19 protein-coding genes are annotated in these 20,629 nt (G+C 68.7%); 11 read left to right on the top strand and 8 right to left on the bottom strand.

The window, feature by feature from the left end; all coding sequences use genetic code 11:
• Positions 1-190: 190 nt before the first annotated feature.
• Positions 191-919, bottom strand: coding sequence for a hypothetical protein (locus FGL94_RS07265; protein WP_144922763.1), 729 nt, complete (start codon positions 917-919; stop codon positions 191-193).
• Between the two features lie 296 nt (positions 920-1,215).
• Positions 1,216-1,614 (bottom strand): DUF5830 family protein, encoded by a 399-nt coding sequence (locus FGL94_RS07260; RefSeq protein ID WP_144922760.1) that lies wholly within the window; start codon positions 1,612-1,614, stop codon positions 1,216-1,218.
• Between the two features lie 131 nt (positions 1,615-1,745).
• Here FGL94_RS07260 and FGL94_RS07255 point away from each other — a divergent pair, with 131 nt between their 5' ends.
• From FGL94_RS07255 to trpG, 9 genes are all read left to right on the top strand, one after another.
• Complete coding sequence (locus tag FGL94_RS07255) at positions 1,746-3,029, top strand: tRNA pseudouridine(54/55) synthase Pus10 (protein WP_144922757.1); 1,284 nt, start codon at positions 1,746-1,748, stop codon at positions 3,027-3,029.
• A 55-nt stretch (positions 3,030-3,084) separates the two neighbouring features.
• Positions 3,085-3,798 carry a universal stress protein gene (locus tag FGL94_RS07250; RefSeq protein WP_144922754.1) on the top strand — a complete coding sequence of 238 codons (714 nt, stop codon included), beginning with the start codon at positions 3,085-3,087 and terminating at the stop codon, positions 3,796-3,798.
• Positions 3,799-3,892: 94 nt separating this feature from the next.
• Positions 3,893-4,366 (top strand): Lrp/AsnC family transcriptional regulator, encoded by a 474-nt coding sequence (locus FGL94_RS07245; protein WP_144922751.1) that lies wholly within the window; start codon positions 3,893-3,895, stop codon positions 4,364-4,366.
• Positions 4,367-4,661: 295 nt separating this feature from the next.
• On the top strand, positions 4,662-6,164 hold the full coding sequence (locus FGL94_RS07240) for a proton-conducting transporter transmembrane domain-containing protein (RefSeq protein ID WP_144922747.1): 1,503 nt from the start codon (positions 4,662-4,664) through the stop codon (positions 6,162-6,164).
• Complete coding sequence (locus FGL94_RS07235; RefSeq protein ID WP_144922744.1) at positions 6,161-8,629, top strand: DUF2309 domain-containing protein; 2,469 nt, start codon at positions 6,161-6,163, stop codon at positions 8,627-8,629. Before FGL94_RS07240 ends, FGL94_RS07235 begins: the two co-directional genes overlap by 4 nt.
• A 224-nt stretch (positions 8,630-8,853) precedes the next feature.
• The gene (gene trpD, locus FGL94_RS07230) at positions 8,854-9,921 is read left to right on the top strand and encodes an anthranilate phosphoribosyltransferase (protein ID WP_144922741.1); all 1,068 of its coding nucleotides are present in this window, start codon (positions 8,854-8,856) and stop codon (positions 9,919-9,921) included.
• Positions 9,921-10,565 (top strand): phosphoribosylanthranilate isomerase, encoded by a 645-nt coding sequence (locus FGL94_RS07225; RefSeq protein ID WP_144922738.1) that lies wholly within the window; start codon positions 9,921-9,923, stop codon positions 10,563-10,565. Before trpD ends, FGL94_RS07225 begins: the two co-directional genes overlap by 1 nt.
• On the top strand, positions 10,562-12,277 hold the full coding sequence (trpE, locus tag FGL94_RS07220) for an anthranilate synthase component I (protein ID WP_144922735.1): 1,716 nt from the start codon (positions 10,562-10,564) through the stop codon (positions 12,275-12,277). The genes FGL94_RS07225 and trpE overlap by 4 nt, the downstream gene beginning before the upstream one ends.
• On the top strand, positions 12,274-12,867 hold the full coding sequence (gene trpG, locus FGL94_RS07215) for an anthranilate synthase component II (RefSeq protein WP_144922732.1): 594 nt from the start codon (positions 12,274-12,276) through the stop codon (positions 12,865-12,867). The genes trpE and trpG overlap by 4 nt, the downstream gene beginning before the upstream one ends.
• Positions 12,868-12,895: 28 nt before the next feature.
• Here the strand turns inward: trpG and FGL94_RS07210 are convergent, their stop codons facing one another.
• The 6 genes from FGL94_RS07210 to FGL94_RS07185 form a co-directional block, all read right to left on the bottom strand.
• Positions 12,896-13,519, bottom strand: a complete 624-nt coding sequence (locus FGL94_RS07210; RefSeq protein ID WP_144922729.1) for a MogA/MoaB family molybdenum cofactor biosynthesis protein — start codon at positions 13,517-13,519, stop codon at positions 12,896-12,898.
• Positions 13,520-13,641: 122 nt separating this feature from the next.
• Positions 13,642-14,058, bottom strand: coding sequence for a DUF7124 domain-containing protein (locus FGL94_RS07205; protein ID WP_144922727.1), 417 nt, complete (start codon positions 14,056-14,058; stop codon positions 13,642-13,644).
• Positions 14,059-14,165: 107 nt separating this feature from the next.
• Positions 14,166-14,381, bottom strand: a complete 216-nt coding sequence (locus FGL94_RS07200) for a hypothetical protein (RefSeq protein WP_241659143.1) — start codon at positions 14,379-14,381, stop codon at positions 14,166-14,168.
• A 93-nt stretch (positions 14,382-14,474) separates the two neighbouring features.
• Complete coding sequence (locus FGL94_RS07195) at positions 14,475-16,685, bottom strand: PAS domain S-box protein (RefSeq protein WP_144922724.1); 2,211 nt, start codon at positions 16,683-16,685, stop codon at positions 14,475-14,477.
• A gap of 145 nt (positions 16,686-16,830) precedes the next feature.
• The gene (locus FGL94_RS07190) at positions 16,831-18,072 is read right to left on the bottom strand and encodes an NAD(P)/FAD-dependent oxidoreductase (protein WP_144922721.1); all 1,242 of its coding nucleotides are present in this window, start codon (positions 18,070-18,072) and stop codon (positions 16,831-16,833) included.
• A 121-nt stretch (positions 18,073-18,193) separates the two neighbouring features.
• Positions 18,194-18,772 (bottom strand): DUF1684 domain-containing protein, encoded by a 579-nt coding sequence (locus tag FGL94_RS07185; RefSeq protein ID WP_144922718.1) that lies wholly within the window; start codon positions 18,770-18,772, stop codon positions 18,194-18,196.
• Between the two features lie 121 nt (positions 18,773-18,893).
• On the opposite strand from FGL94_RS07185, the gene FGL94_RS07180 reads away from it, so the two are divergent.
• Both FGL94_RS07180 and FGL94_RS07175 read left to right on the top strand, forming a co-directional pair.
• Complete coding sequence (locus tag FGL94_RS07180; protein ID WP_144922715.1) at positions 18,894-19,490, top strand: DUF6149 family protein; 597 nt, start codon at positions 18,894-18,896, stop codon at positions 19,488-19,490.
• A gap of 82 nt (positions 19,491-19,572) precedes the next feature.
• On the top strand, positions 19,573-20,613 hold the full coding sequence (locus FGL94_RS07175) for an AI-2E family transporter (protein WP_144922712.1): 1,041 nt from the start codon (positions 19,573-19,575) through the stop codon (positions 20,611-20,613).
• Positions 20,614-20,629 lie beyond the last annotated feature (16 nt).

Here is a 20,629-nt window from a genome sequence, read left to right as displayed (position 1 = left end):
GAGGAGAAAGGGGTCGGACGACGCTTATAAACAACGCTCCGGGTGTCACGAGACCGTTCGGGAGGGTTTGGTTCCGCTCGTCACTCGGAGAATCAGCCGTGAGCATACGCCTGCGAACTGATCGTTCCGATTATGACTGCGAAAAAGACTGAGGAACTACAGAAGACCGAGTCTCGAATTGGACACCGAATCAGTCAGATCTACCAGAGTATGTCTCCGTTTTAGACTCGGCTTGCTCGACGACGACGATTAACGACATAACGAGTGATCCGACCACCAATCCACCGAGGACTACGACTAGCGCCGCTACCGTCGTCTCGGGGGATACCTCCGCCATCGGGACGAACAGCCGCAGGTCGGTACCGAGGACGAGCACCGCGCCGACAACGTCGAAGAACAGGTCCAAGACCGTATCCCGGCGGCCATAGTGATCGAGTACAGGTGGGAGGTCAAACTTCCTTCCGAGATCCCGCGCGAGAAGTTCGATCAGCTCCCAGAACACTCCGGACAGAAGCGTTACCAACACGACAGTGGCCCAGATCAGACTGTTTCCGGCCGAAACTGGCGTATACTCGAGGGCGACTATTACGCCAGCATATAGCAACGCTGCCACTAGTGCCGCCGACAGCGTATGGGTGAGGTGGTCCCACCAAGAGATATCGTCGTATGGACCGAGCATACCGTAGGAGTGAAACAGACCGGTGACGGCAATCCACAGTGGAAGTTCCGGGGTAAGTCCCACTCGGATTCCGTAAAACCAGTAGGCAAGGACATCGACGAGAACCGGAATGAACACCAGCAGAAACGACACACCCGCGTTGACTACTGCGGGAGCGTTCCTCTGCCGGACAGCGGTGTGAAAGATGACTGCGATGCCCGCTAGACAGGCGAAGACACCCAGAAACAACAGCCCCTCCATCTGAGATGCTATTCTGGCATAGGGGATTAATCACTTGGATTTCCGTCCCGATAACGAAGGGTTTCGACCGATTCTCACCCTGAAGAATTAGGTGGCTGAGGTATAGCGGCAGGCGAGCGGTCGATTTCAACCGTAATCGATTCTCCGACCGTGATCGAAATTTCTTCATCGCACGGTTGATAGGTAGCGACAGTTCGTCCCCTCGGTCGGATTCGAAGTCGTTCGGTGAGCAAGCTGTACCGAGCGATTCGAGTTCGGTCAACAAGCCGTGTGAACCGTTCTATCACCCGCAACGGCTACTCCGTTCCGGAGTCGTCGTCACCGTCGCGGCCGGTCACCTTCCGGATGCACGAGGAGCCGAAGGGACCGAGTTCGCCGGCGTCGAGCTGCACGAAGTGGCCGGTCGTGATCGTCGTCCCGCAGCGGCGGCACTCGAACTCCCCCTCGCGCTGGGTCACTTGGCTCTCGTAGTTCACGTACGTGCCGCCGCGCCGTACCCTGAGACGGGCGTTCTCGCGCTCGATGACACCGCGCTTCTCGGCGGCGTCGAGGATCTCGCGGGTGAGCGAGGGGCTCGTCGTCACCGTCTCGATCCGGTCGATCGCGTCCGGCAGCGCCAGCTCCTCGTGTTCGAGGTGGGCCAACAGCTCGACGCCGAGCTCCAGCTTCTCCTCGCGCGAGGCCGACTCGTTCACGCCCGGCGAAACGACGCGGACCGCCTTAAGTCGGCCGGGAGGGAGCCGGGAGGCAGCCGCTGGGGGGACCGCCGGCACCGCGTGCCCCGCCATGTAGTAAGACAATTACCACGGGGGACGCTGGGGACCGTATGGACGTACTCGAGGTCGCGGCGCGAGCGACCGGGACGGGACCGGTGTGCGACGCGTGTCTCGGCCGCCTCGTCGCCGACCGGAGCTTCGGGCTGTCGAACGCCGAGCGGGGGTCGGCGCTGCGGACCGGCCTCGCGCTCCGCGACGACGAGGACCACGAGTCGGTCGACACGGCGGACTGCTGGGTGTGCGAGGGGCGCTGTACCGAGTTCGAAGAGTGGGCCGAGCGCGCCGCCGAGGCGGTCGAGGGCGTCGAGTTCGCCACCTACAACGTCGGCACCCGCCCCCCGCCGCTGATCGAGGAGAACGAGGCGCTGCTCCGCGAGGAGGCCGGCCTCGACGACGACGCGGGCGAGCCGTTTAAATCGGAATTCAACCGCGAGGTCGGCAAGCGGTTCGGCCGGCTCACGGGGGCGGAGGTCTCCTTTGACCGCCCGGACGTGCAGTTCACGATCGATCTGGCCGAAGACGAGATCGACGCGAAGGTGAACTCCACGTTCGTGTACGGCCGGTATCGAAAGCTGGAGCGGGACATCCCCCAGACCGAGTGGCCCTGCCGTGAGTGCAAGGGCTCCGGGCGACAGGGAGCGGACCCCTGCGACCACTGCGGCGGCTCCGGCTACCTCTACGACGACAGCGTCGAGGAGTACACCGCGCCGATCGTCGAGGACGTGATGGACGGCACGGAGGCGACGTTCCACGGCGCGGGCCGCGAGGACGTGGACGCCCTGATGCTCGGCACCGGCCGCCCGTTCGTGGTCGAGGTCGAGGAGCCGCGCCGCCGGCGCGTCGATGTCGAACGCCTCCAGTCGGACATCAACGCCTTCGCCGACGGCGCCGTGGAGGTCGAAGGCCTCCGGCTCGCGACCTACGACATGGTCGAGCGCGTGAAGGAACACGACGCCGCGAAGCGCTACCGCGCGCAGGTGGCGTTCGACGCCGACGTCGACGCCGACGCGCTCGCGGCCGCGATCGAGGAGCTTGAGGGGACGACCGTCGAGCAGTACACCCCGAACCGGGTGGACCACCGTCGCGCGAGCATCACGCGCGAGCGCGACGTGTACGAGGCGACCGCCGAGCGCGACGGCTCCCGGCACGCGACCGTCGAGATCCACGGCGAGGGCGGGCTCTACATCAAGGAGCTTATCTCCGGCGACGAGGGACGGACGGAGCCGAGCCTCGCGGGTCTGCTCGGCGTCGGTGCCGGGGTCACCGCGCTCGACGTGGTCGCCGTCGAGGGCGAGGACGAGCCGTTCGAGCGCGAGGAGTTCTTCCGCGACTGACACGTCTGGTTCGCGACCAACGGGATTTATCAGACGCACGTCTGACGGTAACGGTATGAACGGGAGCGACGCCGACAACGGGGGCGGAGGCGGCGGAGCGGCGGACCCGGGGATCGACGGAGAGGCGAGTTCGGGCGGCATGAGCGACGAGACCGCGGGAATCGACGCCGGGATCGGCGATCCGATCGTCAAATCGACCGTGGCGGAGGCGACCGCGTCGACGCCGACCGCGGCCGACGCGACGCTCGAAGGGGCCGATCGCGCGGCGCGTCCGGATCGCGTCTCCTCGGTCCTCGTCGCGGTCGGCCCCGGGCCGCACTCGGGGGCGACCGTCGACGTGGCCCGGGAGATCGCGGACGCGACCGACGCGTGGCTCGAGCTCTTTCACGTCGTCCCCACCGACGCCGCGCTCGCTGACGGTCCGTCGGGGACGGACGAGAGCGACGCCGGGAGCCCCGCCGACGCTCCGGCGCGAGGGGACGGCAAAAGCGACGAGTACGCCGCGACCGGCGAGCGGCTGCTCGACGCCGCTCGCGACCGCCTCGGGGGGTTCGACCGCGTCGACCGCTGGCTCGTCGAGGACCGGTCGGCCGCGGGCGCGATCGTCGAGCAGTCGCCGTACTACGACCTCGTCGTCGTCGGCGCCCCCACGACGGGGACCGTCGGGCGCTTCGTGTTCGGCTCCACGACCGACACCGTGGTCGACGACGCCGAGGTCCCGGTGGTCGTCGTTGAGGCGGACGGGGAGGCCGCCCTCGACGTCGCGTAGACCGCGTCGACCGCATAGACCGGTCAGCGCCGCATCGATCTCGGATTTAAACGCGATATATAAACATAAAGTGGCTATGCCACGCACGGTCAGTATGGCCGACGAAGCGATCGACGACGTGGACAGAGCGATCCTGTACGCGTTACAGGAGGACGCTCGAAACATGTCGTCCGGAGACATCGCGGAGCGAACCGGTACGTCGGACAGCACCGTCCGCAAGCGCATCCAGCGCCTCGAGTCCGACGGAGTCATCAAGGGATACAGCGCCGAGGTCGATTACCAGAAGTCGGGGTATCCGCTCCGGATGTTGCTCTACTGCACCGCTTCGATACCCGAGCGCGGCGACACGCTCCCGGAGATCCTCGAGATCGACGGCGTCATCTCGGTCCAAGAGCTGGTCACCGGCGAACAGAACCTCCTCGTGACGGCGGTCGGCGAGTCGGACGACGATATCACACCCGTCGCGCAGGAACTCCTCGACATGGGTCTCACGGTCGCCGACGAGGTCCTCGTACGGAGCCACGAGACGACGCCCTTCGGCGAGTTCGACGCCGAGACCGACTCGTAGACGAGGTCCGTTCGGCGCCCCGGTGTTTCGCGCCGGACGATCGCCAGTTCCGGGTCGACCGGGGAGGCCGGGGAGGGCGAGTCCCTACAGAGGCGCCACCGAGGACGACGAGCGCCGCTTTGGGTTCGAACGCGACGACCCCCATAACTATAATGTTCTTTAACGACATTCTTACGAACGTTTTGTGAATACGAGTAGATTTAATAGGCAATCTGTTCTCAGATGGGTGTAGAGACGACCAGTATCGGTCCGCCGACTCGCGTCGGCCGCCGAGAGCGGTCGAACGGATTGAACGATGGCAGGACGCACCTCGAAACCGACGGTCGGAGCGCTCCCGGACACGACGGCGGACTCGTCGCTCGTGCCCGTCGCACTCACGTGGCTCGCGTGGTCGCTGTTCGCGACGAGCCTCGCGGCCTTCGTCGCTCGAGTCCGATTCGGTTTCGCACCCGAGATCCCAGGCGTGGTCGCCGTCGACGGGCTCACCGTCCTGATGTGGGTGGTCGTCGCCTTCTTCGGCGGCATCGTCCACAGCTACTCCCGCCGCTACATGGCGGGGAGCGCCCACGAGACGAGGTTCTTCCTCGCCGTGTTCGGGTTCGTGACCGTCGTGATGACGCTCGTCGCGGCCGACCACATCGCTCTGTTCGGGGCCCTGTGGCTGGCGATGGGGCTCGCGATGGCGAGGCTGATCGGCATCGTCAGCGGGTGGGAGCAGGCGCAGGCGGCCGCGACGGTCGCTCGGCGCTACTTCCTCGCGAGTAGCGGGCTCCTCGGCGTCGCGCTGGCGACGCTCTGGTGGGCGACCGGCGCGACGACGGTCTCCGGGATCGCCGCGGCCACCGATGGCCTCGGTGGTCCGGTCTGGCTCGTCGCCGCCGTCGCGCTCGTCCTCGCGGCGATGATCCAGTCCGCGCTCGTCCCGTTCCACGGTTGGCTGCTCTCCTCGATGACCGCCCCCACGCCGGCGTCGGCGCTGATGCACGCCGGGTTCGTCAACGCGGGCGGCGTTCTGCTCCTCCGCTTCGCGCCGGTCGTCACCGTCGACGGCTCCCTCATGCTCGCGATCGTCGCGGTCGGCGCGGCCAGCGCGCTGCTCGGGAAGCTCCTCAAATCCGTCCGGGCGGACGTCAAGAGCAAGCTGGCCTGCTCGACGGTGGGACAGATGGGGTTCATGATCATGCAGGCCGGGCTCGGCTTCTTCGGGGCCGCGATCACCCATCTCGTGCTGCACGGGTTTTATAAGGCGTATCAGTTCCTCAGTTCGGGCGCACGGGTCGAGCGGACGGCCCCGGACAAAAAGGCTGGGCGCGCGACGGGCGTTTCCGGCGCTGTCGACGTCGCCGCGACGCTGGTGACCGGACTGGCGGGCGGCGCGGCCTTCGTCCTGCTGACGGGGAAGGGAACGAGCGCCGACGGCGGCCTCCTGCTCGCCCTGTTCGTGGTGTTTACCACCCTCCATGCGGCGCGCTCGGCGGTCCGGCAGACCTCGCTTCCGGCGACGGTCCGCTACGGGGCGATTCCGCTGGTCTTCCTCCCCGCCATCGCCCTGTATGCGCTCGTTTATAACGGAATCTCGACGCTCCTGACCGGACTCCCGGTCGTCACGGCGCCGACAGAGCTGACCGCGCTCCACGTCCTCGTGGCCGTCGCCTTCCTCGCCGCGTACGTCGCGATCGAGGCGGGCGTCCACGAGCGCAGCCGGCGGCTCTACGTCGCGCTCCTGAACGCGAGTCAACCGTCGCCCGACACCCTGCTGACGAACGCGGAAGAGTACGACAACGGAGGAGCCCAATGAGTTCCGAATCCACCATCGAAGACGGTATCGACGACGCGACCATCGAAGACGGTATCGACGACGCGGCGGCGACGGTCGGGTCGGTCTGGCCGATCCACTCGTTCGTGACCGCCAATCCCCTCTCGGGGTTCGAAGACATGCCGTTCGGCGAGGCGGTGACGCAGGCGGCCGACCTGCTCGGCGGCCGCGGGTACCCGAGCCGCGAGACGTTCCGGGCGGCGCTCGACGACGGCCGGATCGACCCGGAGACGCTCGAATCGGAACTCGCCGACCGCGGCTACGACGCCGACCCGGAGACGCTGCTCGAACGCGTGGACACGGGCGTCGGGTCGGCGGTCCCGGACGGCGAGTCGGAGACGCCGGACGACGAGACCGACACCGACGCCGAGGAAGTCGACCGCGTGCTGACGAAGTGGCTGTCGGCCTTCCTCGACGAAGGGCACGCCGCGTGGTCGATGCCGAACCGCGGCGACGGGTTCTACGCCGCCTTCCGCGAGATGGCCCCGCACGACGACGAGATCCCCGATTCGGGAGTCGTCGCGTCGCTTCCCGAGACGCCGATCGAGGCCATCGAGGCCGTCTTGGAACCGTACCCGGAGGGCCAGTGGGTGCCGGTCTTCGAGGAGCAGCTGGCGGCGCTCCCGGGATGGACAGGCCTCATCAAGCAGCGCGCGGGCGACGAGGGGGCGTGGCAGTCGGCCCACCCGATCACGCTCGCGGAGTACCTCGCGGTCCGACTCGCGCTCTGCGACGGGTTCGACGTCGACATCGAGCCGTCTACCGGTCCCGACACGCCCGGCTCCGATCCGACCGACGAGATCGCCGAGGCGTTCCTGAGCGCGTGGGAGGCGAGCTACCGGTCCGAGGTCGTCGAACACGTGGCCAGCGAGAGCCGGGAGCGGGGCGAGAGCGGCTCGTCCGAGCGCCCCGACGCGCAGCTGGTCTTCTGTATCGACACCCGCTCGGAGGTGATCCGGCGTCACATCGAGGCCACCGGCGAATACGACACCCACGGTTACGCCGGCTTCTTCGGCGTCCCGATGGAGTATCAGGGGTACGACGCCGAGGTACCGGTCGACGCCTGCCCGCCCATCCTCGACGCGCAGCACCGCGTCAGCGAGGTTCCGACCGACCGGGACACCCAGGAACGTCACGACCGGTTGTCGAGCGTCCGCGAGGTCGCGGGCGGAGTCGTCAAGAAGCTGAAGACGAACCCCGCAAGCGCCTTCGGCTTCGTCGAGAACGCCGGGAGCGGCTACGGACTGGCGCTCGCGGCTCGCACGCTCGTTCCCGGTCGCGTCCGCGACCTGTTAGACACCGCCGACGACGCGGTGCCCGACGCACACGAGTTCTGCGACCAGATCGTCCAACACCAGCACACCCACGCCGACGGGCTCCCGGTGGGGCTGACCCACGAGGAGAAGGTCGAATACGCCGCGACCGCCTTCGAGCTGATGGGGTGGACGGAGTTCGGTCGGCTCGTCGCCTTCGTCGGCCACGCGAGCGAGACGACGAACAACCCCTACGACTCGAGCCTGGACTGCGGCGCGTGCGCCGGCAACCCCGGCGGGCCGAACGCCCGCGTGCTGGCGGCGATCTGCGCCGATCCCGACGTGAAGGCGGCGCTGCGCGAGCGCGGCTTCGACCTGCCCGATGACACCGTCTTCATCGCCGGCGAGCACAACACGACGACCGACGAGATCGAGCTCTACGGCGAGGTGCCCGAGAGCCACGCGGACGACCTCGACCGGCTGCGCGCGGACCTCGACGAGGCCCGCGGGAACGCGGCCGCCGAGCGCGTCGAGTCGATGGGCGGCGACGCGTCGGAGGGCGTCGACGACGCCGAACGCCGCGCCGCCGACTGGGCCGAGACGCGTCCCGAGTGGGGACTGGCGGGCAACGCCGGCTTCGTCGTCGGCCCCCGAGAGCTGACGAGCGACCTCGACCTCGACGGTCGCGCCTTCCTCCACTCGTACGACTGGTCGACCGACCCCGACGGCGACGCGCTCGGAGCGATCTTCGCGGGACCGATGGTCGTCACCCAGTGGATCAACGCCCAGTACTACTTCTCGACGGTCGATAACGCGGTCTACGGTAGCGGATCGAAGGTGACCCAGAACCCCGTCGGCAACGTCGGCGTCTACCAGGGCAACGGCGGCGACCTGATGACCGGGCTCCCCCTCCAGTCGCTGATGGCTGCCGACGACGACCCGTACCACCAGCCGCTCCGCCTCTCGACGGTGGTCCACGCGCCGGTCGAACAGGTCACCGACGCCCTGGCCGACCAGGAGGAGGTCACCCGACTGCTGGACAACGACTGGCTCTCGCTGACGGTTGTCGACCCCACGCAGGACCACCGCGCGTTCGAGTACGAGCGAGACATGGAGTGGCAGCCGCTCTCCGAGCCGCCCGCGACCGAGCCGGAGCGGCCGGCCGCTCCCGAGCCCGCGGTCGCCGACGACTGATCCGGTCCCGCGGCCCCTCCTCCTCCACTCCCCTCCCTTCCGCTTCCCCTCTGCTCCGCTTCCCCTCTGCTCCGCTTCCTCTCTGCTCCGCTTCTCTCTTTCTCTCCTCCTCTCCCCGCTCCCGCCCTCCTCGTCGAGTGCTATCGGTTCTCGCCCGGGCGACAGCGTTATACCGATGTACATACTTGTACATCACAACGCGAAACACGACATCGGTGTACACAATGAATATCAACGACACGGTCGAACGCGTGACGGACGGGGCGGATCTGACGGTCGACGAGGCGCGCGAGGCCGCGCGGCTCGTCTTCGAGGAGGCCACGGAGGCGCAGATCGGCGCCCTGCTCGCCGGGCTCCGCGCGAAGGGGGAGACGGAGGCCGAGATCGCCGGCTTCGCGCAGGGGATGCGCGACGCCGCGCGCACGATCGAGCCCGACCGCGAGCCCCTCGTCGACACCTGCGGGACCGGCGGCGACGACCACGACACCATCAACGTCTCGACGACGGCCGCGATCGTCGCGGCGGGCGCCGGCGTCCCGATCGCCAAGCACGGTAACTACTCGGTGTCCTCCTCCTCCGGGAGCGCCGACGTGCTGGAGGTCGCGGGCGCCGACGTGGAGGCCGAGCCGCCGGCGGTCGAGGAGGCGATCGAGCAGGACGGGATCGGGTTCATGCTCGCGCCCGTCTTCCACCCGGCCATGAAGGCCGTCATCGGCCCGCGCAAGGAGGTCGGGATGCGGACGATCTTCAACGTGCTCGGCCCGCTCACGAACCCCGCCGGCGCCGACGCGCAGGTTCTCGGCGTGTACGACCCGGATCTGGTCCCCACGATCGCCCGATCGCTCGCGCACATGTCGGTCGAGCGCGCTCTCGTCGTTCACGGCGCCGGGATGGACGAGATCGGGATCCACGACGAGACGGTCGCCGCCGAGGTCGTCGGCGACGAGGTGACCGAGTTCACGATCGCTCCGGAGGAGGACCTCGGCCTCGACCGCGCCCCGATCGAGGACGTCGCGGGCGGGACGCCCGAGGAGAACGCGGCCGACCTCCGCGGGATCGTCGACGGCTCCGTCACCGGCCCCAAACGCGAGCTCATTCTGGCGAACGCGGGCGCGGCGATCTACGTCGCCGGCGAGGCCGACACGCTCGCGGCGGGCGTCGAGCGCGCGGCCGAGGCGATCGACTCCGGCGCGGCCGCGGCGAAGTTCTCGGCGCTTTGCGGCGACGACGAAGCGGCGTCCCTCGACTCCGCACCCGCCTCGACCACAGCGGGCCCGGAGGACGACGACTGATGGCGCGGGTGAAGATCTGCGGGCTGACGCAGGGGGCCGACCTCCGCGCCGCGGTCGACGCCGGCGCCGACGCGGTCGGCGTTATCACCGAAGTCCCGGTCGACTCCCCCCGCGAGGTCGACCCGGCGACGGCGGCGGAGCTGCTCGCGGACGTGCCGCCGTTCGTCACCGCGACGCTCGTCACGATGCCCGAGTCGGCCGAGCGCGCGGTCGAACTCCTGCGGACGGCCACCCCGGACGCCGTCCAGCTCCACGGCGAGTGGACCCCTGACGAGATCCGGTACATCCGCGCGGAGACGGAGCGGAAGGTGCTGCTCGCGGTCGACGCCGACGACCCGGCGCGCGCCGAGGAGTTCGATCGGGTCGCCGACGCGCTCGTGATCGACTCGACCGACGAGTCGGGCGCCGGCGGAACCGGCGAGACCCACGACTGGGAGCGGACCGGCGACCTCGCCGACCGGCTCACCTCGCCGGTGGTCCTCGCCGGCGGGCTCACGGCCGACACCGTCGCCGAAGCGGTTCGCGCCGCCGATCCGTTCGCGGTCGACGTGGCCTCGGGCGTCGAACTCACCGACGGGCGGAAGGACCACAACGCGGTGGCCCGCTTCGTGGCGAACGCCGGCCGGGAGATGGAGCTAGCATGACCGATCCGGCGCCCTCGCTCGACCGCTCGAAGGCCGAGTTCGTCGACCTCGCTGCCGACGCCGAGAAGCCGGTCGTGGTCCGCGCGTCCGCGTCGCTCGACGCCGACGTGACCCCGCTGGCGGCGTACGCGACGCTGGTCGGCGAGGGGCCGTACGGATTCCTCCTGGAGTCCGGCGAGAAGGTCGCCTCCAGCGACCCCGACGGGGCGTTCACCGCCGACGGCGACGCCGACAAACACGCCCGCTACTCGTTCGTCGGCTACGACCCCGAGGCGATCGTCTCGGTCCATCCCGACCGGACCGACGTGACCCGGCTCGGCCCCGCGGCGGAGTTCGTCGGGGAGGGCGCGGACGGCGGAACGGGAGGCGCCGCGCCCGATCTCGGCCCCGACGCCGGCGACGCGATCGACCGGATCCGCGCGGCGTTCCCGGACGTGAGCCTGCGCGGCTTCCCGGACACCGACCGGCAGATCCTCTCGGGCGGCTTCGTCGGCTTCCTCGCGTACGAGGCGGTCTACGACCTCTGGTTGGAGGAAGTCGGCGTCGAGCGCCCCGAGACCGAGTTCCCGGACGCCGAGTTCGCGCTGACGACCCGGACCGTCGTCTTCGACGACAAGGAGGGGACCGTCGACCTCGTCTTCACCCCCGTCGTCGGCGTCGACGACGACCCCGCGGCCGTCTACGACGACCTCGTCGCCGAGGCGGAGCGGGTCGGCGCCGAACTCCGGGACGCGTCCCCGCCCGCGCCCGACGGGATCCGCGTGGACGACGAGTCCGCCGACCCCCGTGAGGCGTACGAGGAGGCGGTCCGAACCGCCAAACGGCACGTTCTCGACGGCGACATTTATCAGGGCGTGATCTCGCGGAGCCGCGAGCTCCGCGGCGAGGTCGACTCGCTGGGGCTGTACGCGGCGCTGCGCGAGGTGAACCCCTCGCCGTACATGTACGTCCTGCGCCACGACGACCGCAGCATCGTCGGCGCGAGCCCGGAGACGCTGGTGTCGGTGCGGGGCGACCGGATCGTCTCGAACCCGATCGCGGGCACCTGCCCCCGGGGGACGAGCCCGGTCGAGGACCGGCGGCTGGCGGGGGAGATGCTCGCAGACCCGAAGGAGCGCGCCGAGCACACGATGCTCGTCGACCTCGCGCGCAACGACGTGCGGCGCGTCTCTGAGGCGGGCTCCGTCCGCGTCGAGGAGTTCATGAACGTGTTGAAGTACAGCCACGTCCAGCACATCGAATCGACCGTGACGGGGACGCTGGCGGCCGATTCGGACGCCTTCGACGCGACGCGCGCGACGTTCCCCGCGGGGACGCTCACCGGCGCGCCGAAGGTGCGCGCGATGGAGATCATCGAGGCGCTGGAGACGACCCCCAGGGAGGCGTACGGCGGCGGCGTCGGCTACTACGCGTGGACCGGCGACGCCGACTTCGCCATCGTGATCCGGACCGCGACGCTCGACGAGTCGCCGGCGGGCGCGAGCGACCCGGACGAGACCGCGGTGACCGTCCGAGCCGGCGCCGGGCTCGTCGCCGACTCCGACCCGGCCGCCGAGTACGAGGAGACCGAACAGAAGATGAACGGCGCGTTGACCGCGATCGACCGGATCCGAGAGGGCAGCGGGGACGACGGAGACGGCGATACGGATGACTCCGCCTCCGCCGACGCCGCGGACGAACCCCTCCCAGCCGGCACGGAGGTCGACGAATGAAGGTCGTCGTCGTCGACAACTTCGACTCGTTCACGTACAACCTCGTCGAGTACGTCTCCGACCAGCCGCTCGACGGCGAAGCCGTCGACGTCGAGGTGTTCAAGAACACCGCGCCGCTGGCGGAGATCCGGGACGCGGATCCGGACGCGATCCTCATCAGCCCCGGCCCCGGTCACCCGAAGAACGAGCGCGACGTGGGCGTGACGATGTCGGTGTTGCGCGACCTCTCCCCGGAGGTCCCGACGCTCGGCGTCTGTCTCGGCCTCGAAGCCGCCGTCTACGAGTACGGCGGGAGGGTCGGCCACGCGCCGGAGCCGATCCACGGCAAGGCGTTCCCCGTCGACCACGACGGTAAGGGGGTGTTCGCCGGGCTCGATCGTGGGTTCCGCGCCGGTCGCTACCACTCGCTGGCCGCCACCGAGGTCCCGGACGCCTTCGAGATAACCGCCACCACGGACCACGAGGGCGAGGAGATCGTGATGGGGATCCGGCACCGCGACCACCCGATCGAGGCGGTGCAGTTCCACCCCGAAAGCGTGTTGACCGCGGCCGGCCACGACCTGATCCGGAACTTCCTCGCGTCGGTTTAAAAGGAGTCGCGCCGTCCCGTTACCGTCGTTACTCCGTGTCGTCGGCCTCCGCCGAGCCGGCGCTATCGGACGATTCGTCGCCCGTCCCCGCGACGTCACCCATCTCGTCCTCCTCGTCCTCCACGTCCCGTCCGGCGAGTCCGACGAGATGACCGATCTCGGGGAGGATCACCTCGTCGGCGCCGAGGCGGACCGCGTTCTCCGAGCCGGGAAGACAGAAAACGGGGGTGGCGGAGACGACTCCCGCGATCGCCCGCGAGCCGATCGTGCGCGTCCCGATCTCCTCGTAGGAGAGCCGGCGGAAGAGTTCGCCGAAGCCGGGGAGCGTCTTGGCGAACAACCCCTTCACGGCCTCCGGGGTCACGTCGTCGGGCGTCACTCCCGTTCCGCCGGTGGTCACGACCGCGTCGGTGTCTTTCCGGCGCGCGAGCCGGTCGACGGTCCCCTGCACGCTGTCGTACTCGTCGGGGACTAGCTCGCGGACGACGATCTCGTGGCCGGCGTCCTCGAACGCCGAGACGAGGTACTCGCCGGAGGGGTCGTCGTCCAGCGACCGCGAGGAAGATACCGTCACAACACCGAACGCCACCGATTCGGCGTCGTGGTCGTGGTGGTCGTGATCGTCATGGCCGTCGTGATCGTGGTCGCTCATGGCCGATCGTTCGACGGGGGCGGTCAAAACACCCTGCGGTCTCGATCACGTGGCGGGAGACCACACGGTCCGCGAGTTCGGCCGGTCTCGGAGTCGTCGTCGCGAGGGGGCCAATCGTCGCGCTAGGGCCAGTCGTCGCGAGAGGGCTCCTCGGCGGCTTCCGTCTCGGACTCTCCGGTCGCGAGCGTCCAGCCCGCGGCGTCGGCCGCGTCCTCGACGTGCAGGAACTCCCAGCCGGTCGCCTCGGCGAGCGCCTCGTCCTCCTCGTCGACGCCGACGAACACGTGTCGATCGGTGTCGAACTGCTGGGCGATGTTCTCCAAGCTCTCCTCGACGCCGCGCGGTCCCGAGAAGAAGTCTTGGCGTACGCGGTGCTTGCGGGTGAAGTTCGTGACGACGTAGGTCGGCTTCTCGCTGACGACGCCGACGTACTCCGTCCACTGCCGGGCGTTGTTGAACACGTCGTTGGGGTCCGCGAGGGCCTTCAACGCCTTCAACTCGAACGCCAGCGTCATATCGGTAGATCCGCCACTGTCCATGGATCGATGTTCTCGCGGCGGGCGAAAACAACTTCGCTTCCGCGCTCGCTCGCGTCTCGCGAGAACCGACTGCGACGACCGACGGGACGATCGACCGCGCGACCGGCTCAGCGCGCGCGAACCTCGTAGTAGTCGGTGAACTTCACCACGTCGCCGTCGTCGAGATCGTCGGCCTCCGGTGCCGTCTGGGGCCGCCCCGCAAGCTCCCGGACGGTCACCTGCGTCTCCTCGTCGAGCTCGTCGTAGTGGCGGACCCGCGCGTCGGACGGGATGATTCCGGTACGCCGGAGCCGCATGCGCCTGTCCGTCTCTCGAAGTGGCATACGGTAACAAACAACATGGTAAATCGTGATAAACCCATCGGTGGCGCGGGCCGCCGCGGGACACGCACCCGTCGCCACGTGCTGTTCGGCCCGTTACCGGTCGGACCGGGGGAGCGTGACCGCCACGACCGTCCCGCGGGGCGCCGCCTCGCGGACCGTCGCCTCGCCGCCCGACTGCTGGACCACCCAGTAGACGAGCCAGAGGCCGAGCCCGCTGCCGTGGTAGAGGGCGTCGACGGCCTCGCCGGTCTCCAACACGTCCCGGTTCATCCCGACCAACCCCGGGCCGTCGTCCGTGACGGTGACCGCGACGTCGTCATCGGTCGCGGCGACCGCGATCTCGACGGTCGGGGAGTCGCGGTCGTGGTGGACGATCGCGTTTCGGACCAGCTCGTCTATCGCTCGGTCGATCCACGCCGTCGCCGACGCGCGGATCGACCCGTCCGGCGTCGACGCGGTCACCGACGCCTCGGGGAACTCGTCGCCGGCCTCGGCCGCGAGCGTCTCGGCCGTGCGCGCGATGTCGACCGGCTCGGTCCCCGGCGGATCGCTCAACACCTCGGTGATCTGGTGGGCCTTCTCGCTCGTCGACAGCAGCGTCTCGGCCCGCGCGACGATGTCGTCGGCTGCCGTCGCGATCGGGTCGCCGCCTCCGGTCGCCCGCTCCTCGTCCGCGATTTCCTCGCGCGGTTCCGCGTCGGCGGCGATCTGCCGCGCTCGACCGCGGATCACGGTCATCGCGTTTCGGAGGTTGTGCTGGAGCACGCGGTCCACGACTCGGAGCTGGTGCGCGCGGTTCTCGCTGTCCGTCACGTCGCGGAGGACCCCGACGACGCCGACGACGCTGTCGTCCCCCTCGTCGGGACCGTTCAGCGGATAGTACCGCACGTCGAACGTTCTGGTTCCGCGGCCGGGGTGCGTCCGCGTCGCGCGGTACTCCACCGACTCCCCCGCGAGCGCCCGATCCACCTGCCGTTGCACGTCCGGGTAGCGGTCGTCGTCGACGACGCCGGACAGCGTGAGGTCGGCGATGTCCGCGTCGTCGATCCCGTGGTACGTCCGGTACTGCTCGTTCGCGAACAGGAACCTCTCGTCGCGGTCGACCGCGGCGATCAGATCCGTGGCGCCGTCGACCGCGCGTTTGAACCGCTCCAGATCGAGCTCCCGCTCCTTGATCTCGGTGACGTCCCGACAGATCGCGAACGTCCCCGCGAGATCCCCGTCGCCGTCGTAGTACGGGTACCGCCGAGTGCTGAACGTCGCCTCGCGGCCGCTCCGCTCGAACGACGGCGACACCTCGTAGCCGGCCGGCTCCTCCGCCCGGAGAACCTCTCGTCGCCGCTCGTCGATCTCCGCGGCCGTCTCGGCGTCCATGAACGCGGTCTCGTCCTCCCCGTACAGGTCCTCGCGGGCGACGCCGGCGAACTCGCTCACCGCCTCGTTGAGCAGCTCGAACGTGCCGTCGCGGTCCTGCAACAGTATCGGGTCGTCGAGCCGCTCGACGATGTCGCGGTACTGTTTCAACTTCCCCTCGGCCGCCTTCCGTTCCGTCACGTCGGTCTGGATGGCGACGAACCGAGACACGCCCCCCGCGTCGTCGAACACGGGCGCGATCGTCTGGTGGGCGTGGTAGCGGCTCCCGTCCTTCCGCCGGTCCACGATCTTCTCTTTCCACACCTCGCCGGCGCGGAGCGTCTCCCACAGCGACGCGAAGTACTCGTCGGACATCTCGCCCGAGTTGAGAACCGCCGGCGTCTTCCCGATCACCTCCTCGGACTCGTAGCCGGTATGGCGAGTGAACGCCGGGTTGACGTACTCGATCGTCCCGTCGGTGTCGGTGACGTAGATCGCGTGTCCCGCGTGTTCGACGAGGTTCCGGAACGTCCGGAGCTCGCGGTCCAGGTCTCCCGCGGTCCGCTCGCGGAACACGCCGGAGTACACGGTCTCGCGGCCGACCTCGTGGGCGTGGAACCGCGCCGAAAAGGTGCGCGTCTCCCCGTCGACCGTCTTCAGCGGCACCGAAACGTCGGCCTCGTCGACGAGCCCCGCCGGGTCGCCGAGCCGATCGCGGAGCGAGGTGGCCCGCCGCTCGGCGGTCTCGTCCGAGATCAGGTCGGCGAGTCGACGACCCGTGAGAGACGCGACGTCCCAGCCGAGCGCGTTTTCGGCGGCGGGGTTGGCGTAGACGATCGATCCCTCCCCGTCGATCGAGACGATCGGGTCCGCGTTCCCCTCGACGACGGACGCGAAGAACTCGCCGTCCGGCGGCGAGAACTCGCTGTCGTCGTCGGGTTCCAGAGTCATATAAAAACAGGGACGGCGTCGAGCGGTGAAAACCTACTGACCGGCGCGTCGGGCGGGACGAGCGGGGTCCGGTCGGACGCAGCCGCGTCGGGCGGGACGAGCGGGGTCCGGTCGAGCGGCGGTTCCCGACCCGTTCAGGCGTCGCTCACTGCTGTTCGGTCGCGGCCGGGAGGTCGTCGACGGAGAAGCCGGGCTCCATGAGGAGACCCTTCTGGTTGCTCACGTCACGACCCTCGCGCATGAGCTGTTTGAACGCCGACTGCGGCGAGAGGTCACCGATAAGCACGCCGCCGACGACCTTGCCGTCTTTGAGGGCCACGCGGCGCCACTCGCCTTCGGCCGTGGTCGCCTCGACTGAGTCCTCGCCGAGCGTCGGGTGACCGAACGAGAGGAACGGGAAGTCGAAGTGGGTGATCGAGTACGAGGAGACCCACTCGAACGCCTCGCTGCCGTATTCGACCATGTTGCGGGCGGCGATCGTCCCCTGTTCCTTGGCGGATCCCCACGAGCCGTTCTTCGCCTGCTCGCCTAAGACCAGGTCGTTGAACGTTGTGATGTCGCCCGCGGCGTACACGTTGTCGACGTTGGTGCGCATGAACTCGTCGACGACGATGCCGTCCTCGGTCTCCAGCGGCGTGTCTTCGACGAGCTCGGTGTTGAAGTCCAGCCCGATGGCGACGCCGGCGAAGTCGCACTCGTAGCGCTCGCCGTGCGGGTCGACCGCGGCCTCGACGTGGCCGTCGTCGTCGACCTCGAAGTGGTCGACGCCCGAGTCGAAGACGGGCTCGACGCCGCGCTCGCGCATCGCGTCGTGCATGATCTCCGCGCCCTCGACTGAGAGCGCGTAGCGCCACCAGCTGTCGCCGCGCATCAGGTACTTCGCCTCGACGTCCTGCGCGCCGCAGATGGCCGCGAAGTCGATGCCGAGGAGGCCGGCGCCGACGATGACCGCCCGATCGGCGTCCTCGACGCTCTCCTTGATTTTGCGGGCGTCTTGGAACGTCCAGAAGTGGTGGATCCCGTCGGCGTCGGCGTTGCCGACCGGGAGCTGCTGCGGGGTGCCGCCGACCGCGAGCAGGAGGGAGTCGTAGTCGAACGTCTCGCCCTCGTGGGTGTGGACCGCGTCGTTCTCGACGTCGATGTCGACGACGACCGTGTTGAGCCGGAGGTCGACGTCGTGGTCCTCGTACCACGACTCCTGGTGGATCGAGATCGGAGCCTCGGGGAGTTTCCCCTTCGCGTACTCCTTGATCAGGATCCGGTTGTAGAGGGACTCCCCCTCGTCGGTGAGAACCGTGATATCGGCGTCGGGCGCTTCCTCGCGGAGCGTCTCGGCCGCGGACGCGCCCGCGATACCGTCACCGATGATCACGTACGAATCGCTCATACGCGGGCGTTCGGATTCATGGTTAATGTGGGTTGTCATCCGCGCGTGCCGCTTTGTGAATCTCCCGCAATGCCGGCTCGAAAAGGCGATCGACAGTCGCTCGGCGCGGAACCGGCCCGCGTCAGTGGTCGGCGCCGGCGGGCTCGGCGGGGAAGTCCTTCTCGCCCGCCTCGACGGCCACGTCCAGCCAGTTCTCGGTCGGGATGAGCGGGCACTCGTACGCGTGGTTGTACGCGCACGTCGGGTTGTACGCCACGTTGAGGTCCAACACCCACTCGCCGTCGACGCGATCGCGGTCCGGCTCCAAGTCGATGTACCGACCCGTGCCGTAGGTGGTCTCGCCGTTCGTCTCGTCGCGGAAGGGCACCCAGAAGCGGTCGCTGCCGTCGGTCGGCCGATACGCCTGCAGTGCCACGGACTCGCCGTCGACCTCGAACCGGAACTCCCCCCAGCGGCGGTACGTCTGCTCGCCGTCGGCGGTCGTTTCGATGGTCACGGTCTCTTTCTCGTCGTGCTCGTGAAGGGGGACGACGAACCGGTACTTCGGGTCCGGATCGAAGTACGCCAGCCCGGGGAAGGCGTCGCCCCGCATCGACGCCGGGAGCGGGGATCGCCCCGAGTCGCGGAAGTGCTCGCGTTTCGCCCGTCGCTGCACCTCGATCTGTGCGGCCCAGTCGTCGTCGGGGGTCGCCTCGGTCATGCACGTGTATTGGGCAGTTCGCGCAATAACGCTTTCGTCGGAGGAGGCCGGTGTCTCCGGGACGCCGAGACGCGGATCGCCCTCGCCACAGATTGAAGGCCGTCGCTCTCTAACGAGAGTTATGAAGATCCGGCAGAACATCCGTCACTGGGCCGCCAAGAAGGCGTTGACGACGCCGGTCGTCGGCGACGTGGCCAACGACAAGCTCGTCGACCTCCACACGAGCATCTTCCTCAACAAGGCCGACGAGGACCGCCGCGAGGAGCGTCGCGACCACCTCGACAGCTTTTTCGACGCGACGATGGACACCTACGTCGCCGCCTTGGAGGCCGGCTTCCCGGAAGCGGAGGCCCGAGAGATCACCCACGTACAGGCCAACTTCGACTTCTTCAACCACGGGTGGACGGAGATGATGGAGATCCCGGGCGACGAGCTGGAGCCGCACTACCGACGCTACGAGTCCTTCTTCGGTGACCACGGGATCACGATCGACGACCCGCTCGGCGAGTTCCGGCCGGCGGAGGGCGTCGTCGACGCCCCCGAGACGCCCGAGAAGCTAGAGACGGCGGAGTACGAGAACGCGCTGGCCGGCTTCGCCGACGACGTGTACGTCGAGACCGACGACGGCGAGACGGTCGTCGGCGGCGAGACGGAGGAGCCGGACGAGGTCGACCCGTCCGTCGCGCCGGGACTCGACGACGACGAAGCGAGCGCCTGAACGGGAGTTCGCGGTTCGGCGGCGGAACCGATACTGCCGGACCGCCGCCCACGTTTATAACTCACCGGCGTGACTGGCCGACATGAACCGCGGGCAATCGTTTCTCCTCCTCCTCATCGGCTCGGTCGCGCTTCTGACGCTCTTCGTCATCAGTCCGTTCATCGAGTACGTCGTCGCCTCCGCGATCCTGGCGTACGTCCTCTACCCGTTCCACGTCCGCCTCTCGCGGCGGCTCCGGCGGGCGCTCTCCGACAGGGTTCGCGAATCGGTGTCGCACCGGCTGGGGAACATGCTCTCCGCGCTCTTCCTGATTCTGTCGTCGATCGTCGCCGTCATCCTGCCGCTCGCGTACATCTCGTGGGTGTTCGTCCGCGACCTCACGGAGATCGCGCGGGGGAACACCGACATCGACGTCGCGGCCATCGAGGCGGAGATCGCGGCGCTCACCGGGGAACAGGTCGAGGTCGGCGAGGTGCTCGCGACGGCCGGACAGGTGCTCGCCAACACGCTGTTCGGCGGGGTGGGAGGGATCGTCACCACCGCGATCCGCGCCTCGGTCGGGCTCTCGCTGGCGCTGTTCTTAGTCTACTACACCCTGCTCGACGGGCCGGCGTTCGTGCGGTGGCTCCGCCAGACGAGCCCGCTTCCGTCGAACGTCACCGCGGACCTCGTCGACCGCGTCGACGCGATGACCCGCGGAGTCGTGATCGGGCACATCGTCGTGGCACTGCTGCAGGCGCTGGTCGCGGGGGTCGGGCTCTGGGCGGTCGGGATCCCCAACGTCGTCTTCTGGACGTTCGTGATGGCGGTGTTAGCGCTGGTGCCGGTGGTCGGAGCGTTCTTCGTCTGGGGGCCGGCGGCCGTGTACCTCGTCGCGATCGATCAGGTGACTGCGGGGGTGTTGCTCGCGCTGTACGGCGTCTTCGTCATCGCGATGGTGGACAACTACGCCCGCCCGATCGTCATCGACCAACAGGCCCACCTGAACCCGGCGGTGATCCTCCTCGGGGTGTTCGGCGGGATCTACTCCGTCGGGTTCACCGGGCTGTTCGTCGGTCCCATCGTCATCGGCGTGCTCGCGGCCACGCTGGAGACGTTCCGGGAGGACTACGACGTGATTTAGGGACCCATAGCGGCAC

The organism is Halorubrum salsamenti, assembly GCF_007671685.1.
In the GTDB taxonomy this organism is placed as follows: Archaea; Halobacteriota; Halobacteria; order Halobacteriales; family Haloferacaceae; genus Halorubrum; species Halorubrum salsamenti.
This window is presented reverse-complemented; position numbering and strand designations above follow the sequence as displayed.